We start from the raw sequence: 16,279 nt of genomic DNA on the forward strand, positions 1-16,279 counted from the left end.
ATCAAGCCCGCGTGCCAAAACCGCTTGAGAGCAGCGCGCCAACCGCTTAATCCAAAAAGGGCAAAGGATACGTGTCATGTCATACAACAGCTTCGGCCACCTCTTCCGTGTCACCACTTGGGGCGAAAGCCACGGACCCGCCATTGGTGCGACCGTTGACGGATGCCCTCCGGGCGTGCCCGTCACGCCTGAGATTCTGCAGCACTGGCTGGATATGCGCAAACCCGGCACCGGCAAAAACGTAACCCAGCGCAAAGAACCGGACGCCGTCAAAATCCTGTCTGGAGTATTTGCAGGTGTGACCACTGGCACTCCGATCCAACTGCTGATCGAAAACACTGATCAGCGGTCCAAGGACTATGGCGATATCATCGAGAAATTCCGCCCGGGTCATGCCGATATTACCTATTGGCAAAAATACGGGATCCGCGACTACCGCGGTGGTGGCAGGTCCTCGGCGCGCGAAACAGCGTCCCGTGTTGCGGCTGGCGGCATTGCCCGCGAGGCGATCAAAATACTGGCCCCCGATCTGAAAATCACCGGCTACATGGTGCAGATGGGAGAGAAGCATATTGACCGTGATGCATTCGACTGGGACGCCATTGGCCAAAACGCGTTCTGGGTGCCCAGCAATGACGCAGCCACGGAATGGGAAGCCTACCTAGACGGCATTCGCAAATCGCAAAACAGCGTGGGTGCAGTCATAGAAGTCACGGCCCGCAACATGCCAATCGGGCTTGGCGCACCAATTTATGCCAAGCTAGACACTGATCTGGCCGCTGCCATGATGTCGATCAACGCCGTCAAAGGTGTCGAAATTGGCGAAGGTATGGCTGCCGCCACTTTGATGGGTACTGACAACGCCGATGAAATTCGCATGGGGCCAGACGGCCCGATCTATTCTGACAACCACGCTGGCGGCATTCTTGGTGGAATCTCCACAGGTCAAGACGTCGTCGTGCGTTTTGCTGTAAAGCCGACGTCATCGATCACAACCCCTCGCAAGACGATCACCAAGTCTGGGCAAGAAACCGACATCATCACCAAGGGGCGTCATGACCCCTGCGTTGGCATCCGCGCTGTTCCTGTGGGCGAGGCCATGATGGCCTGCGTTCTGCTGGATCACATACTGATGCACCGCGGTCAGGTCGGAGAGAACCAAGGATCAATCGGCTAAGGCAGCTTTTGTTGTTTTGACAATTGCACGGCCAGAATTCCGCCTGCGATGATCAACACCCCTACAAAGTCTAGCCAGCTCAATGCCTCGCCCAACAGCACCGCCGCTACAGCGACCCCGAACACTGGGTTGAGAAAGTGGTAAGCCGCCGCTTTGACGGCGCCAATACAACCAACGAGGACGAACCAAATCCACGTCGCCAATAGACCGGGGAAAAACGTCGTGTAGAGAAATGCGGTAATCAGCCGCGGCGTCCAGTTCACCGTGATTGGGAACTCGGTCAAGCCAGACACGACTGCAAGCAGCGCAGCGCTCAGCAACATTTGCATCGCAACCACTGTCATCAGATTTCCACCCGACGACGCACTGCGCACCATCAATGTAGCCACAGCCAATGACACCATCGCGACAAAGCACAACGCAACGCCAATCAGATCGACGCCGCCACTGATGCGCGCGCTCATAATGATCGCGACACCGGTGATCCCCGCGATCAAACCGACGATTCCCAACAGCGGTAGACGGTCACGCAATACGACCACGCCAATCACAGCGACAGCCAAAGGCATCGCCGCCGCGATGATCGTCGCGAGCGAGGCTTCGACCGTTTGCATTGCGTAAAAATTGAGACCCAAATAGATGGTGTTTTGACAAATCCCAAAGATCACCGTCGCCCGCCATTGCGCAGGCGTCAGTCGCCAGCTTTGGCCCATCCATCGCGCGATCATCAATCCTACGACACCCGACAATACGAACCGTATCGCCAGAGCGGCAAAGGGCGGTGCGTCCATCACGATCATCCGTGCGGACGTGAACGCGGACGACCACAGAAACACGAACACCAAACCTAGAAAGATCGACTTGAAATCCACGCTTTCGCCTCACGAAAAAGGGCCGCCAGTTATGGCGACCCTCTTAAAAACTCTATTGGGGGGCAACCCCCAAACGACTTAGCCGTTCACGCTGTCTTTCAACGCTTTGGCGATTGTCATTTTGACGACCTTGTCAGCGTCTTTCTTGATCTGCTCACCCGTTGCTGGGTTACGCACCATGCGCTCTGGACGCTCACGGCAATAAATCTTGCCAACGCCAGGAAGAGTAACGGCACCACCTCCGGACACTTCTGTTGTGATCAAGTTGCATACTGCATCCAGGGCTGCGCCTGCTGCTTTCTTGTCTGCGCCCATTTCCTCGGCCAGCGCCGCGACGAGCTGGGTCTTTGTCATTGGTTTCACCATTTTCTGGTCTCCCTAATCTGCCCGCACAATTTGGGCCTCACTACAGCATTTGTAACCGTATCTGGTGTCACACCACAACGATATGTCGAATGCTCGCCGCAAAAAAATGTGGTTTTTTGGCGATTTTTTGCTTTTTAGAGGAACGCGGTCTCTTCAAAACTGCGCAACTTGCGGCTGTGGATGCGTTCCAGCGGCATTTCGCGCAGCTGTTCCATCGCTTGGATGCCGATTTGCAAATGCCGTGACACCTGAGTTTTGTAGAAATCGGACGCCATTCCGGGCAGCTTGAGCTCTCCGTGCAGCGGCTTGTCACTCACACATAACAGTGTGCCATAGGGCACGCGAAACCGGAAACCATTGGCGGCGATCGTCGCACTTTCCATGTCCAGCGCGACAGCTCGGGACTGGCTCAGTCGTTGCACAGGTCCTGATTGATCACGCAGTTCCCAGTTGCGGTTATCGATTGTCGCAACTGTACCCGTCCGCATGATCCGCTTTAACTCGTAACCTTCTAGCGCTGTCACTTTGGCCACAGCAGTTTCCAATGCAATTTGGATCTCGGCCAGTGCAGGAATCGGCACCCAAACTGGTAGGTCATCATCCAACACGTGATCCTCGCGCAGATAGGCGTGGGCGAGCACAAAATCGCCAAGGCTTTGAGAGTTCCGCAGACCCGCACAATGCCCAACCATCAGCCACGCATGAGGCCGCAGAACCGCAATGTGATCTGTCGCCGTCTTTGCGTTCGACGGCCCCACACCAATGTTGACCAGCGTGATGCCGCCCTGCCCTTCGCGCGTCAGATGATACGTCGGCATTTGGGGCAATTTGTCAGGTGTGTTCATCGGCTGTTTCGGATCGGTGATGACATCATTCCCCGGCCCGACAAAGCTTGTGTAGCCGCTGTTGGGATCGGCCAACTGCGCACGTGCATATGCTTCAAACTCTTCCACATAAAATTGATAGTTCGTGAACAAAATGTGGTTCTGAAAATGTGATGGGTCCGTGGCCATGTAATGCGACAAACGTGCCAGCGAATAATCCACGCGCTGCGCCGTAAATGGCGCAAGTGGGCCAGAACCATCGGGGTTCATAACGCCAGTGCCGTTTACAATGTCATCGTTGGTGGTCGATAGGTCCGGCACGTCAAACACGTCCCGCAACGTGAAATCCATGGCACCGTTTTGTGGGATTGTGACACTATCATCGTTTGCGACCGCGAAATGCACAGGGATCGGTGTTGTCGATGCAGCAATCGTGACATCGACATCGTGGTTTTCCATCAACAGCGCGATCTGCTGGATCAAATACCCTTCAAACAGATCAGGGCGGGTCACCGTCGTTGCATAGGTACCGGGTGTTGCGACATGGCCAAACGAAAGCCGGCTGTCAGACGCCGCATAGCTTGTCGTGGTTAGTCTGATCTCGGGGTAGAATGCCCGAAACCGACGACCCGTCGCTCCGTTGTTGAGGACATCACTAAAACGCTCGCTCAAGAACCGAGTGGACTGTTCATAAATCTCGCGCAGCCGAACAACTGCTGCCGTCGGATCCAAAAAGTTCTGGGGTGCCGCTACATTGGGGCATTCAACAGGCAAGTTTTGGTCAGTCATCACGTCGTGGGTTCCTCAAATAATTCAGTTAGCTCAAAAGTGGTCACATCCACCAACCCCAAATCAGAAATCCGAAGCTCTGGGATCACCACAAGAGCAAGCAACGAATGTTGCATATACGCGTTGTTTAGTGTGCATCCGCAATCGACCATTGCGGCCACCATCTTGTCTGCCTTTGCCGCCACCTCGATCGCGGGACTGTCGGACATAAGACCGGCGATCGGCAACTCAACCAAAGCCAATTCTTTGCCATCTTTCCAAACGGTCACACCGCCGCCAACTTCACCCAAACGGTTTGCAGCCAGAGCCATGTCTTGGCGACTGTTGCCAACCACAATCATATGGTGACTGTCATGCGCGACTGTCGACGCAATCGCCATGTCGCCTTGGTAACCAAACCCGCTGACAAAGCCGTTCACGACCCCACCCGTGCCCTGATGCCGTTCAACGAGGGCAATCTGAGAAATCCCGTTTTGCGCTGAAACAGTGCCGTTTTCGACAATCATTTCAGCGGTCAGCGCTTTGGTTGGCGCTTGGTTCTCGACAACGCCAATAACGCGCGCTGTTTCCACCTCACGTGTGGATTTGATTGTAAAATCATCCTTGCTCAATGTCTTACCTAGGTGGACGGTTTGCCGTGCATCTTCTGGCCAATCGAGGTGCGGACAGCTCACGGCGATTTCACCATTTTGCGCCACCGTTTGCCCCCGTGCGATGACATGCTCTATCGGCAAGGTCTCTAGATCCGACGTCAGGATCAGATCTCCTCGGCGCCCTGGCGCGATGCTGCCCAATTCCCGTTCCAGCCCGAAATGTGTCGCGGTGTTGATCGTCGCCATTTGCAACGCAATCAGCGGATCGCATCCACACGCAATCGCATGGCGCACAACGCGGTTCATGTGCCCATCGTTAACCAGCGTGCCAGAATGGCAATCGTCAGTGCATAGAATAAAGTTGCGCGGATCCAGACCCCGTTCCGTGATCGCGGTGATCTGGGTCTCGACATCATACCATGCGCTGCCCAATCGCATCATCGACCTCATCCCCTGACGAACACGCGCGACAGCGTCATCCTCACAAGTCCCTTCGTGATCGTCAGCAGGCCCACCAGCAACATAGGCATGAAATGCTGGTCCCAAATCGGGCGACGCATAATGCCCACCGACCGTCTTGCCAGCGTTTTGGGTCGCCGCAATCTCGGCCAGCATCTGTTGGCTGCCATTCGACACGCCCGGGAAATTCATCATCTCGCCCAATCCGATGATACCGGGCCAACCCATTGCCTCGGTCACGTCGTCGGGACCAATTTCATAGCCTGTCGTCTCTAACCCCGGCGCAGAGGGCGCACAGCTTGGCATTTGGGTAAACACATTGATTGGCTGCATAAGAGCTTCGTCATGCATCAGACGAACACCACGCAGACCCAATACATTGGCAATCTCATGTGGATCGGTGAACATCGTCGTCGTACCATGGGGGATCACAGCTGCCGAAAACTCGGCTGGGGTGAGCATCCCACTTTCAATATGCATATGACCATCGCACAAACCGGGGATTACATACCGCCCGTCGGCATCAATGATCCTCGTGTTTTTGCCGATACAGTGGCTCGCATCAGGCCCGACATAGGCGAACCGCCCTTCGGCAATCGCAATCTGCCAAATTAGCACTTCGCGCGTGTGAACATTTACGACCTGCCCTGCACGGATCACCAGATCAGCGGCGGCGCGTCCCGATGCGACCGCGACCAATGTCGCGGCACTTTCGGCCCAAGTTTTAGGTGTTGTGTTTTCCATAGCCAACGTTCGGCCATTCGCGCACAGTCTTCAAGACCCAAATCCAACACCCTCTGTCGCATTTTCACTAGCGCCGCCACGATTCTCCTGCGACGCTGGCATCGAACAAAAGGAGAGCATCATGTCTGTCACGCACTTGCACCCGAATATGGATCATTGGGCCGAACGTGTTGACCTTGCCGCCGCGTTTCGCTGGACCGCGCGGCTGAACCTCCACGAAGGGGTGGCCAACCACTTTTCCTTTGCCATCAACGAAGACGGCACCCAATTCTTGATGAACCCAAATCAGATGCATTTTTCGCGAATCAAAGCGTCTGACATGATCACAGTGGATGCCAACAATCCCGAGACGTTGTCTGGCCCCGACGCACCTGACCCCACCGCATGGGGTTTGCACGGCGGTATCCACCGGCATTGCCGCCATGCACGATGCGCGATGCACGTGCACTCGATCCACGCGACCGTTCTAGCAAGCCTTGCAGACAGTCGCCTTCCTCCGATCGATCAGAACTGTGCCACGTTCTTTAACCGCTATGTGATCGATGACGGCTATGGCGGTTTGGCGTTTGAAGAAGAAGGCGAGCGTTGCGCAGCACTGTTTGTTGACCCACGCAAAAAGGTCATGATCATGGGCAACCACGGCATCATGATTATCGGCGACACCATCGCAGAAACCTTTAACCGGCTCTATTATTTTGAACGCGCCGCCGAAACCTACATTCGCGCGCTTCAAACCGGTCAACCATTGCGCGTACTGCCCGATGATATTGCTGAGAAAACCGCCCAAGAACTAGAGGGCTATCCTGACCAGGACGCGCGGCACCTCGCCGAGCTGCGGTTGATCCTCGATGAAGAAGGGTCAAACTATGCACAATGACCCAACACCTGCAAAGGTCTGCAAATGAACTTTTGCGATGATCTTACAAAATGGACCAGTACACGGCGTTTGGGACGGCGAAATAGGCTCTAACACTGCCTAATTTCACTCTTTTCAAAAGGTTCTGCTATGTCCACCTATGGCCTAAACGACGAACAAATCATGATTGCAGACACTGTCCGCAGCTTTGTCGAAAACGAAATCTACCCCCACGAAGAGCTTGTTGAACGTACCGGCACAGTCCCCACAGAGATCGCACAAGAGATCAAACGCAAGACGATCGAGCTAGGTTTCTACGCCTGTAACTTTCCTGAAAACGTCGGTTGTGCCGGCCTAAACCATGTCGATTTCGCGCTGGTAGAACGCGAACTGGGACGTGGCTCAATGGCGCTCAACCACTTCTTTGGTCGTCCGCAGAACATTCTGATGGCCTGCAAGGATGACCAAATCGAACGCTATCTGATGCCTGCTGTACGTGGTGAGAGAATGGATGCGCTCGCCATGACCGAACCAGGTGCGGGTTCGGATGTCCGCGGCATGAAATGCAGTGCGGTGCGTGACGGGGGCGATTGGGTTCTCAACGGCACTAAACACTTTATCTCTGGTGCCGAACACGCCGATTTTGTGATCGTCTTTGTTGCCACTGGCGAGGATCAGACCCCACGAGGACCCAAAAAGCGGATCACAACGTTCCTCGTAGATCGCGGCACCCCCGGTTTCACCATTCGTGACGGCTATAAATCCGTCTCGCACCGCGGCTACCAAAACATGATCCTTGAATTTGACGACTGTCGCCTGCCCGATGCCCAAGTCTTGGGTGAAGTGGATGGCGGATTTGAAGTCATGAACACATGGCTCTACGCCACTCGTATCACCGTTGCGACGATGTGTGTCGGCCGTGCGCGGCGCGTGTTTGACTATGCGCTAGATTACGCTGCACAGCGCGAGCAATTCGGACAGCCGATTGGCAAATTCCAGGGCGTCGGATTTCAAATCGCCGACATGATTACCGAGATTGACGCCGCAGACTTGCTCACACTCGCAGCAGCAGACCGGCTCGATCAAAAGCTACCATCAAACCGAGAGATCGCCAGCGCCAAACTATACGCCAGTGAAATGCTTGCCCGTGTGACAGACGCAGCGATCCAAATTCATGGCGGCATGGGGCTAATGGACGACTATCCGCTCGAACGGTTCTGGCGCGATGCCCGGGTTGAACGTATTTGGGACGGTACGTCAGAAATTCAGCGACACATCATCACGCGTGACCTGTTGCGCCCGCTCGGGGCCTGACCCGATGGCGCGCGATCTCTCTCGCTTGTTGCGCCCTAAATCCATCGCCGTCATCGGCGGTGGGGCATGGGGCGAGGCTGTCATAAAACAGGCACAAATGCTCGGGTTTTCGGGCAATATCTATCCCGTTCACCCTAGCAAAACCACGATCGCAGGTCTGCCTGCGGTCAAAGGTGCGCCTGATCTGCCGGAACCGCCCGACGCCGTATTCGTCGGCATCAACCGCGACGCCACCGTTGGTGCGGTCGAGCGTTTGGCGCGCATGGGCGCGGGCGGCGCCGTGTGCTTTGCATCCGGATTTGCCGAGGCTCAGGCAGAAGACGCAAACGGTACAGACGTTCAACAACGGCTTCTTGCCGCTGCGGGCGACATGCCAATCCTTGGCCCGAACTGCTACGGATTCATCAATGCACTTGATGGTGCTATCTTGTGGCCCGACCAGCATGGCATGACCCGTGTAGATCGCGGCGTTGCCATTCTGACCCAATCATCAAACATCGCAATCAACCTGACGATGCAACAACGCCACCTGCCCATTGCCTATATGGTGACCTGCGGGAACATGGCCCAGAGTTCGATGGCTGAGATCGCAACAACTCTGCTAGATGATGATCGTGTAACTGCAATCGGCTTTCACATCGAAGGGTTCACTGATCTGCGCGCATGGGAGGCACTGGCCCAAACGGCCGCGGCCAAGAACATCCCTCTTGTAGCGCTCAAGGTTGGGAAATCCGCCCAAGCTCAAGCCGCGGCTGTCTCTCACACCGCCTCGCTTGCCGGTGGTGATGCTGGCGCCGGTGCTCTCTTGGCGCGGCTCGGTATCGGACGGGTCAAGACGCTTCCAGAACTGCTTGAGGCGCTCAAACTCTTGCATGTCACCGGACCTCTCAAATCCCACAACATCGCGTCGATTAGCTGTTCAGGGGGCGAGGCGTCATTGGCCGCAGATCTGTCGCTGGACTACGGCGTCGGCTTTCCACCGCTCAACGACACGCAGGCATCTGATCTCCGCGCAGCGCTCGGCCCCAAAGTCGCGCTCGCCAATCCGCTCGATTACCATACGTATATCTGGCGCGATCAGGCGGCGATGGCCAGTGCATGGGCGGCGATCAATAGCGACGAAGTCGCGCTAACGATGAGCATCGTCGACTACCCGACCACGGATGCGACCGATTGGACCTGTGCGACAGGTGCCGCGATTGACGTCCAACAGGCGACCGGTGGTCCTGTTGCGATCACCGCGACGCTGTCCGAGTTGATGCCGTCCGATGTCGCCCAGACACTGATGAATTCAGGCGTGGCCCCGATGCAGGGCCTGTCAGAGACCCTTGCTGCGGTAAGCGCTTCAGTTACTAATACGCCTGAAAATGAGGCAGTTTTGCTTCCGTCCGAACCGCAGATACGGCCAACGCTATCTGAACATCAGGCTAAAACAAACCTTACTGCGGCAGGTCTCGACACACCCAATGGCGTGATCTTGAGTGACCGCTCGGATCTGCCCAACATAGCTTTTCCAGTGGTGGCCAAGGTGATGGGTCTTGCCCACAAGTCCGGTGAAAACGCGCTTGCCCTCAACATCGCGGATCAGGCCGCGCTGGCCCAATCATTGCAAACGCTCCGCGACGGCCCCGTCCGTATAGAAGAGATGATCACAGGTGCACTAGTCGAACTTTTGGTCGGCGTCGTCAAAGACCCTGCGCACGGGTTTGTCTTGACCGTTGGTGCGGGCGGCACCCTAACTGAACTGATGTCTGATACCACTTCGGTCTTGATCCCAGCTTCGCGCGACACATTGAAACGGGCTATTGAACAGCTGCGGATCTACCCTGTTCTGACTGGGTACCGCAGTAGTGAACCGATTGATCTGGATCTATTGCTTGATACGCTTGCCCGCATCCAAACATATGTCACAAAACACGCAGAGACGCTCGAAGAGCTGGAAATCAACCCTTTGATCTGCACAAAATCCCGCTGCGTCGTTGCAGACGCTCTCATCCGACAGGACATGCCATGACCAATCTGATCAAAACCCGCCGCGACGGTGCCATTCTGGAGGTTACGCTAGACCGCCCCAAGGCGAACGCCATCGACCTCGCAACCAGCCGCATCATGGGCGAGGTGTTTGCCGATTTTCGCGATGATCCCGATCTGCGTGTGGCCATCATCACAGGGGGTGGCGACAAATTCTTTTGTCCAGGATGGGATCTCAAGGCAGCGGCAGATGGCGACGCAGTAGATGGGGATTATGGACTGGGTGGCTTTGGTGGGCTTCAAGAATTACCCGGCCTGAACAAACCCGTCATCGCGGCGGTCAATGGTATCTGCTGTGGCGGCGGTCTCGAATTGGCGCTGAGTGCGGACATCATCCTCGCTGCCAATCACGCCAGCTTTGCGCTTCCTGAAATCCGGTCCGGCACGGTAGCTGATGCCGCCTCGGTCAAGCTGCCGAAACGCATTCCCTATCACATCGCGATGGAACTGCTGCTGACCGGACGTTGGTTCAACACAACCGAGGCGTTGAATTGGGGGCTGATCAATCACGTCTATCCCGGTAGTGACCTCATGGACCAAGCATGGGAACTCGCCCGCCTTCTCGCATCGGGCCCCCCGCTTGTTTATGCCGCCATCAAAGAAGTCGTTCGCGATGCGGAAGACGCAAAATTCCAAGACACAATGAACCGTATTACCCGATCGCAATTGCCCAGCATTGCGCGGCTTTACACCAGCGACGACCAGCTTGAAGGCGCTCGCGCATTTGCCGAAAAACGCGATCCCGTCTGGACCGGAAAATGACCAAAACACTGCTCTCTTTCGGTCACGGGTACTCAGCCCAAGCGCTTGCTCGGATCCTGCCACTCGATTGGCGTATCATCGGCACCACTCGGTCCGAGGACAAAGCAGCCACATTGATGGCCGATGGAATTGAGCCTCGGGTTTGGCCGGGTGCGAACCTCGCTCCGGCACTGAATGCAGCAACGCACTTGTTGATCTCTGCGGCGCCCGACGCCGAAGGTGACCCCGTTTTGCGCCAATTTAGAGACGAAATTACTGAGATCGCACCAAAACTAGAATGGGCGGGATATCTGTCGACAACTGGCGTCTATGGCGACCACAATGGCGACTGGGTGGACGAAAACACCGCCCTGACGCCTTCGACAAAACGTGGCCTAGGAAGGGTCGAGGCAGAGGCCGATTGGCAAACGATCCCTCAGCTACCTCTCCATATTTTTCGTCTCGCTGGCATCTACGGGCCCGGTCGTGGACCGTTTGCAAAAGTGCGCAATGGCACAGCGCGACGCATCATCAAACAGGGCCAAGTCTTTAGCCGCATCCATGTCGAAGACATTGCACAGATCCTTGCTGCATCGATCGAACGGCCCAATCCCGGTGCGATCTACAACATGTGTGACGACGATCCCGCCCCACCCGAAGACGTGATCGCTCATGCTGCTGAATTGCTCGATATGCCTATCCCGCCTGCCTTGGATTTTGAAACCGCCGACATGACGCCAATGGCGCGCAGCTTTTATGCGGAATCCAAAAAGGTGCGAAATGATCGGATTAAGGACGAACTCGGCGTGGCACTGAAATACCCAACCTATCGAGACGGGCTAGCTGCACTGCTCAAAATCGAAAACGTTTGACCAGCCAAGCTATCGGGACAAACACGCTTAGGAAAATGAACGCGATGACAATGTTCACGCCGTAGAACATCGCGTGTTCCCCGATTTCCATGTTGTTGAGAAACGGATACGGCAGTCCGCTGGTCACTGTACCCAACGGTTTGGCATGCAATGCGCTGACGACCAACTCGCTCCACGTCAGGTATACGGCAATTGTCCCAGTCAGCCAGATAACTGCCTCGCCCACGGCGCCAAAGGCCCGCCGCAAGAACAGAGCATCAAAAATCTGAATCGCTGGCCCCAATCCGTGCAAATATAGCTCCATGTCCCATGCGCCCAGTTCGCCATCGTCCGTCACAGAAAGAGGATCCGCAAAATAGAGCCGCCAATAGAGAAATACGACCATTGTGTTCATAACTGCCGTAGCCGCAATGAGCCCATCCCAACGGCGCGCTGTGCGGCCCTCGTGTTGTGCAATCAATCGGCTGACGGACCAAAATGACATGAACAGCGCCCAGATCGTCAGATACCGGAATGGGCCAACACCACCTGCGTAGTCAGACAGAAACACAACACGCAGGCAGAAGACCGCAGCTAGCAAAAAGGCGATCCATCGGAATATCAGCACTGGGTTCATCGTAAGTCTCCTATAGTCGGATCAGAGACTAATTCAGCCGATGTGGCGACCCTGACGTGCCGTCACGCCCGAGCCGCACCCAAATCAGCAATGCCTAGAACATCTAGAACCTTTGCTTCGATATGCTCGGAATTAAGTCCGGCAACCGAATACATGTCGCGCGGTCCCGCCTGATCGATAAAGGTATCAGGCAACACCATCGACCGATATTTCAGCCCATGGTCAAACACGCCTTCGTCAGCAAGCAGCTGGGCAACATGGCTGCCAAAACCACCTATCGCGCCCTCTTCCACTGTGATCAGTGCCTCATGGTCCGCTGCCAGCTTCAGGATCATCTCGCGGTCCAGTGGCTTGGCAAATCGCGCATCTGCAATTGTTGGCGTAATGCCGCGTGCCGCCAATGCTTCACAGGCGGCTTCGACCTCTTGCAAGCGGGTGCCAAATGACAGGATTGCGACGCCTTTGCCCTCGCGGATCATCCGGCCTTTGCCGATCTCAATCGGCTTTGCATCCTCGGGGATCTCTACCCCAACGCCTTCGCCGCGCGGGAAACGGAACGCAATCGGGCCTTCATCATGTTGGGCCGCAGTCACAACCATGCGCGTTAGTTCTGCCTCGTCCGCCGCCGCCATGACCACAAACCCCGGTAGGTTCGAGAGGAAGCCAACATCAAATGCACCCGCATGTGTCGCGCCATCCGCACCAACAAGCCCAGCGCGATCAATCGCGAAACGCACAGGCAGTCGCTGGATTGCAACATCATGCACAACCTGATCGTACCCGCGCTGTAGGAATGTCGAATACAGTGCACAGAACGGGCGCATGCCACCTGCCGCCAAACCAGCAGAGAATGTCACCGCGTGCTGTTCTGCAATCCCCACATCGAAACAGCGCGAAGCATACCGATCCATGAATTGTTTGAGCCCCGTCCCATCGGGCATCGCAGCGGTGACAGCACAAATCTTGTCATCCTTGGCCGCGAGGTCCAGCAACGCCTTAGAGAACACCGAGGTATAGCTCGGCGCATTGCTTGGTGCTTTTTTCTGCTCTCCAGTGACCATATCGAACTTGGACACACCGTGCCCTTTGTCACTGGCCGCCTCAGCGGGGGCATAGCCTTTGCCCTTTTTCGTGATCGCGTGGATCAGGATTGGGCCTGTGGCGCGATCTTTGACCGTCCGCAACACACCCAACAACTGCTCCATGTCGTGTCCATCGATTGGACCCAAATATGAGAAACCCAACTCTTCGAACAATGTGCCACCAACGGTCATACCCTTCAGCATTTCCTTGGCGCGTTTTGCCCCGAGCTGAAACGGTTCGGGCAGCAACGACACCGCACCTTTGGCTGCGGCCTTCAATTCTTGAAATGGCGCACCGGCGTAAAGACGGCTCAGATACGACGACATCGCACCGACGGGTGGGGCGATCGACATTTCGTTGTCGTTCAGAATGACAATCATCCGCTTTTTTAAATGACCCGCATTGTTCATCGCCTCATAGGCCATGCCTGCGCTCATCGATCCGTCACCAATCACTGCAATCGCATCGCCCAGGCCATGCTCGGGCGCACCGCCCAGATCACGCGCAACGGCAAAGCCTAGAGCCGCAGAGATCGACGTGCTCGAATGGGCCGCGCCAAAGGGATCATAGGGGCTTTCGCTACGCTTGGTAAAACCGCTCAGTCCGTCTCTTTGGCGCAACGTGCGGATCCGGTCGCGCCGCCCTGTCAGAATTTTGTGCGGATAACACTGATGCGAGACGTCCCAAATGATCCGGTCCTTTGGTGTGTCAAAAACCGCGTGCAATGCGACAGTCAGCTCAACAACACCTAAACCTGCACCCAAATGCCCGCCAGTCACAGACACTGCGCTAATCGTCTCTTGGCGCACTTCATCGGCGAGACGGCACAGCTCTGCAGCGCTCATCGACTTCATATCAGTCGGTGTGACAACGCGGTCTAGCGTGGGTGTGTGGGGGCGATCTGTCATGGCTATCGCTTTCTTACTTTTTGCGGGACACGACGAACGCAGCTGCCTCACGCAGTACATCCGCCTCTGTCCCATATTCATTTAGGGTATCTTGCGCCTCTTGTACCAAATCTGTGGCGCGGCGTTTCGCCTCATCAAGCCCCAGCAACGAAACAAAGGTCGCTTTGCCAGCGTTGTTGTCTTTGCCCACAGCCTTGCCCACAGTCGCCACATCGCCCTCAACATCCAGCAGATCATCAGCGATCTGGAACGCGAGGCCCAATGCGTCAGCATAACGGCTCATCGGACCTATATCCGCCCCCGCCATCAAAGGTCCCGCAACAGCTGCCCATTTGATCAATGCACCAGTCTTGTGTTGTTGCAGCTCAATAATCTGATCCAGCGTCAGTGGTGTCGCTGCCGTCTCAGCAGCGATATCCAACATCTGCCCTTTGACCATCGTACGGGCATCCACGGCCAGCCGTTGCGCAATCGCACCGCCCAAACCCGGTCCTGTAATCAATTGAAACGCCAGTGACTGCAAATTGTCACCCACCAGAACCGCCGTTGCTTCGTCCCACTTTTTGTGGACCGTCGGCTGACCGCGTCGCAGGTCGTCATCATCCATGCAGGGCAAATCATCGTGGACCAGCGAATAGGCGTGGATACATTCAATCGCCATCGCAGCGTCCAGTGCGACCGCTTCGTCAACACCGTGGAGCCGCGACCCTTCGAGCACCAGAAACGCACGAAACATTTTGCCACCGCGCAACGCGTGACCCATCGGCTCAATCAGCGGATCATCAGGCGTCAGGACTTGATCAATCCGCGCCTCGATCCGCGATGCCGCGTCGGCCATTGCTGTCTTGAATACCGTCACGGTTCTATCCCTCGAGAGGCGCAGTCCCTGTCGCCTGACCCGCTTCGTTCAGCGTGATCTTGGCAACTTTTTCCTCGGCTTCTTTCAGCTTAGTTTCGCAATGCGCCTTAAGCTCGGCCCCGCGTTCATACAGCGTGATCGACTGCTCAAGCGGCACGTCTCCGCGTTCCAGCTGACCCACAACCGCTTCAAGTGCGCTCATCGCCTCTTCAAAGCTCATCTCTGCAACTGCTGTCTCGCTCATGCGCCGCGCTCCTTCAAAACCTGAACATGGGCTGCGGTCGATGCAGCCAATGCTTCCAAATCATATCCACCTTCCAGAGTCGATACGACCCGTCCCTGACAATGCCGATCCGCGAGGTCACACAACTGCTCGGTCACCCACGCAAAGTCATCCTCGACCAATCGCATCCCCGCCAATGGATCATCTGCATGTGCATCAAATCCTGCGGAAATCAGCAGAAGTTCGGGCTTAAATGCGTCGACCGCTGGCAGAACCAAGCGTTCCATCGCATCTCGAAATGCTTTGGATCCTGCGCCATCAGGAAGAGGTACGTTTAGCACGTTTCCGTACGCGCCATCCTCGTGGGCGTGACCTGTTCCAGGGTACAATGGCATCTGATGGGTAGAGCAGAACAGAATGCGCGCATCATCTTCACACAAATCCTGCGTGCCATTGCCGTGGTGTACATCAAAATCGACGATCGCCACGCGCTTTAAACCGTGGTGATCCAGCGCATGTTTAGCGGCAATAGAGACCGACCCGAATAGACAAAATCCCATCGGCGTCGTGCGTTCTGCGTGATGCCCTGGTGGGCGGACAGCGGCAAAGGCGTTTTGCACCTCGCCCCCCAACACCATATCTACCGCTCGCACATTGGCACCGGCTGCACGGTAGGCCGCCGCGAGAGATCCCACGGACATATGCGTATCCGCATCCAGCGACCGCCAGCCTTCGGACGGAGCTGCAGCCCGCACGGCATCAACGTGTTCTTGGGGATGGATGCGCAGCAGGTCAGCCTCAGCCGCCATTGGGGCTGCGACGCGAACCAGATCCATATCCTTGAGAGCACCCAAAACCGCATCTAAACGGGCCACCTGTTCTGGGTGTCCGGGTGGTGTCACGTGGTCATAACAATCGTCATGCGCAATCAACGCAGTCGCCATCGCATGTC

15 protein-coding genes are annotated in these 16,279 nt (G+C 56.1%); 6 read left to right on the top strand and 9 right to left on the bottom strand.

What is annotated here, in order from left to right:
- The first annotated feature begins 76 nt into the window (after nt 1–76).
- Nucleotides 77–1,177 (top strand): chorismate synthase, encoded by a 1,101-nt coding sequence (aroC, locus tag TR2A62_RS11405; protein WP_009159716.1) that lies wholly within the window; start codon nt 77–79, stop codon nt 1,175–1,177.
- On the opposite strand, the gene TR2A62_RS11410 is transcribed toward aroC, so the two are convergent.
- The 4 genes from TR2A62_RS11410 to ade all read right to left on the bottom strand — a co-directional run bounded on the left by TR2A62_RS11410 (nt 1,174) and on the right by ade (nt 5,824).
- Nucleotides 1,174–2,049, bottom strand: a complete 876-nt coding sequence (locus TR2A62_RS11410; protein WP_009160569.1) for a DMT family transporter — start codon at nt 2,047–2,049, stop codon at nt 1,174–1,176. The genes aroC and TR2A62_RS11410 overlap by 4 nt on opposite strands.
- 78 nt (nt 2,050–2,127) lie before the next feature.
- Nucleotides 2,128–2,415 (bottom strand): HU family DNA-binding protein, encoded by a 288-nt coding sequence (locus TR2A62_RS11415; RefSeq protein WP_009160007.1) that lies wholly within the window; start codon nt 2,413–2,415, stop codon nt 2,128–2,130.
- A 134-nt stretch (nt 2,416–2,549) separates the two neighbouring features.
- Nucleotides 2,550–4,028 carry an AMP nucleosidase gene (locus TR2A62_RS11420; protein WP_040820658.1) on the bottom strand — a complete coding sequence of 493 codons (1,479 nt, stop codon included), beginning with the start codon at nt 4,026–4,028 and terminating at the stop codon, nt 2,550–2,552.
- On the bottom strand, nt 4,028–5,824 hold the full coding sequence (gene ade, locus TR2A62_RS11425; protein WP_009157419.1) for an adenine deaminase: 1,797 nt from the start codon (nt 5,822–5,824) through the stop codon (nt 4,028–4,030). The genes TR2A62_RS11420 and ade overlap by 1 nt, the downstream gene beginning before the upstream one ends.
- Before the next feature lie 121 nt (nt 5,825–5,945).
- Between ade and TR2A62_RS11430 the strand changes: the two genes are divergently transcribed.
- The 5 genes from TR2A62_RS11430 (at nt 5,946) to TR2A62_RS11450 (ending at nt 11,638) form a co-directional block, all read left to right on the top strand.
- Nucleotides 5,946–6,701: a class II aldolase and adducin N-terminal domain-containing protein gene (locus TR2A62_RS11430; RefSeq protein WP_009160814.1), complete on the top strand. Its 756-nt coding sequence runs from the start codon at nt 5,946–5,948 to the stop codon at nt 6,699–6,701.
- A 129-nt stretch (nt 6,702–6,830) separates the two neighbouring features.
- Nucleotides 6,831–7,994, top strand: a complete 1,164-nt coding sequence (locus tag TR2A62_RS11435) for an acyl-CoA dehydrogenase family protein (protein WP_009158104.1) — start codon at nt 6,831–6,833, stop codon at nt 7,992–7,994.
- A 4-nt stretch (nt 7,995–7,998) separates the two neighbouring features.
- On the top strand, nt 7,999–10,008 hold the full coding sequence (locus TR2A62_RS11440) for an acetate--CoA ligase family protein (RefSeq protein ID WP_009160934.1): 2,010 nt from the start codon (nt 7,999–8,001) through the stop codon (nt 10,006–10,008).
- Entirely contained in the window at nt 10,005–10,787 is a 783-nt protein-coding gene (locus TR2A62_RS11445) for a carnitinyl-CoA dehydratase (protein ID WP_009159440.1), read from the top strand. Before TR2A62_RS11440 ends, TR2A62_RS11445 begins: the two co-directional genes overlap by 4 nt.
- Nucleotides 10,784–11,638, top strand: coding sequence for an SDR family oxidoreductase (locus TR2A62_RS11450; protein WP_009160275.1), 855 nt, complete (start codon nt 10,784–10,786; stop codon nt 11,636–11,638). Before TR2A62_RS11445 ends, TR2A62_RS11450 begins: the two co-directional genes overlap by 4 nt.
- On the opposite strand, the gene TR2A62_RS11455 is transcribed toward TR2A62_RS11450, so the two are convergent.
- The 5 genes from TR2A62_RS11455 to TR2A62_RS11475 form a co-directional block, all read right to left on the bottom strand.
- Nucleotides 11,619–12,254: a hypothetical protein gene (locus TR2A62_RS11455; protein ID WP_009158360.1), complete on the bottom strand. Its 636-nt coding sequence runs from the start codon at nt 12,252–12,254 to the stop codon at nt 11,619–11,621. The two genes, TR2A62_RS11450 and TR2A62_RS11455, sit on opposite strands and share 20 nt — an antisense overlap.
- 62 nt (nt 12,255–12,316) lie before the next feature.
- Complete coding sequence (gene dxs, locus TR2A62_RS11460) at nt 12,317–14,245, bottom strand: 1-deoxy-D-xylulose-5-phosphate synthase (protein ID WP_009158949.1); 1,929 nt, start codon at nt 14,243–14,245, stop codon at nt 12,317–12,319.
- Between the two features lie 13 nt (nt 14,246–14,258).
- A complete protein-coding gene (locus TR2A62_RS11465) occupies nt 14,259–15,083 on the bottom strand; it encodes a polyprenyl synthetase family protein (RefSeq protein WP_040820660.1) in 825 nt (274 codons plus the stop codon).
- Nucleotides 15,084–15,108: 25 nt separating this feature from the next.
- Nucleotides 15,109–15,348, bottom strand: a complete 240-nt coding sequence (locus TR2A62_RS11470; protein WP_009157337.1) for an exodeoxyribonuclease VII small subunit — start codon at nt 15,346–15,348, stop codon at nt 15,109–15,111.
- Nucleotides 15,345–16,271: a histone deacetylase family protein gene (locus TR2A62_RS11475; protein ID WP_009160614.1), complete on the bottom strand. Its 927-nt coding sequence runs from the start codon at nt 16,269–16,271 to the stop codon at nt 15,345–15,347. Before TR2A62_RS11475 ends, TR2A62_RS11470 begins: the two co-directional genes overlap by 4 nt.
- Nucleotides 16,272–16,279 lie beyond the last annotated feature (8 nt).

Origin of the sequence: Thalassobium sp. R2A62 (genome assembly GCF_000161835.1) — a bacterium.
Classification (GTDB): Bacteria; Pseudomonadota; Alphaproteobacteria; order Rhodobacterales; family Rhodobacteraceae; genus Thalassobium.

Excerpts from the sequence above, each read along its gene's own strand:
- TR2A62_RS11445 (WP_009159440.1), top strand. The coding sequence starts at position 10,005 with ATGACCAATCTGATCAAAACCCGCCGCGACGGTGCCATTCTGGAGGTT.
- TR2A62_RS11450 (WP_009160275.1), top strand. The coding sequence starts at position 10,784 with ATGACCAAAACACTGCTCTCTTTCGGTCACGGGTACTCAGCCCAAGCG.
- TR2A62_RS11420 (WP_040820658.1), bottom strand. The coding sequence starts at position 4,028 with ATGACTGACCAAAACTTGCCTGTTGAATGCCCCAATGTAGCGGCACCC.
- TR2A62_RS11470 (WP_009157337.1), bottom strand. The coding sequence starts at position 15,348 with ATGAGCGAGACAGCAGTTGCAGAGATGAGCTTTGAAGAGGCGATGAGC.
- ade (WP_009157419.1), bottom strand. The coding sequence starts at position 5,824 with ATGGAAAACACAACACCTAAAACTTGGGCCGAAAGTGCCGCGACATTG.
- dxs (WP_009158949.1), bottom strand. The coding sequence starts at position 14,245 with ATGACAGATCGCCCCCACACACCCACGCTAGACCGCGTTGTCACACCG.
- TR2A62_RS11430 (WP_009160814.1), top strand. The coding sequence starts at position 5,946 with ATGTCTGTCACGCACTTGCACCCGAATATGGATCATTGGGCCGAACGT.
- TR2A62_RS11475 (WP_009160614.1), bottom strand. The coding sequence starts at position 16,271 with ATGGCGACTGCGTTGATTGCGCATGACGATTGTTATGACCACGTGACA.
- TR2A62_RS11415 (WP_009160007.1), bottom strand. The coding sequence starts at position 2,415 with ATGGTGAAACCAATGACAAAGACCCAGCTCGTCGCGGCGCTGGCCGAG.
- TR2A62_RS11465 (WP_040820660.1), bottom strand. The coding sequence starts at position 15,083 with ATGGCCGACGCGGCATCGCGGATCGAGGCGCGGATTGATCAAGTCCTG.
- TR2A62_RS11455 (WP_009158360.1), bottom strand. The coding sequence starts at position 12,254 with ATGAACCCAGTGCTGATATTCCGATGGATCGCCTTTTTGCTAGCTGCG.
- TR2A62_RS11435 (WP_009158104.1), top strand. The coding sequence starts at position 6,831 with ATGTCCACCTATGGCCTAAACGACGAACAAATCATGATTGCAGACACT.
- aroC (WP_009159716.1), top strand. The coding sequence starts at position 77 with ATGTCATACAACAGCTTCGGCCACCTCTTCCGTGTCACCACTTGGGGC.
- TR2A62_RS11440 (WP_009160934.1), top strand. The coding sequence starts at position 7,999 with ATGGCGCGCGATCTCTCTCGCTTGTTGCGCCCTAAATCCATCGCCGTC.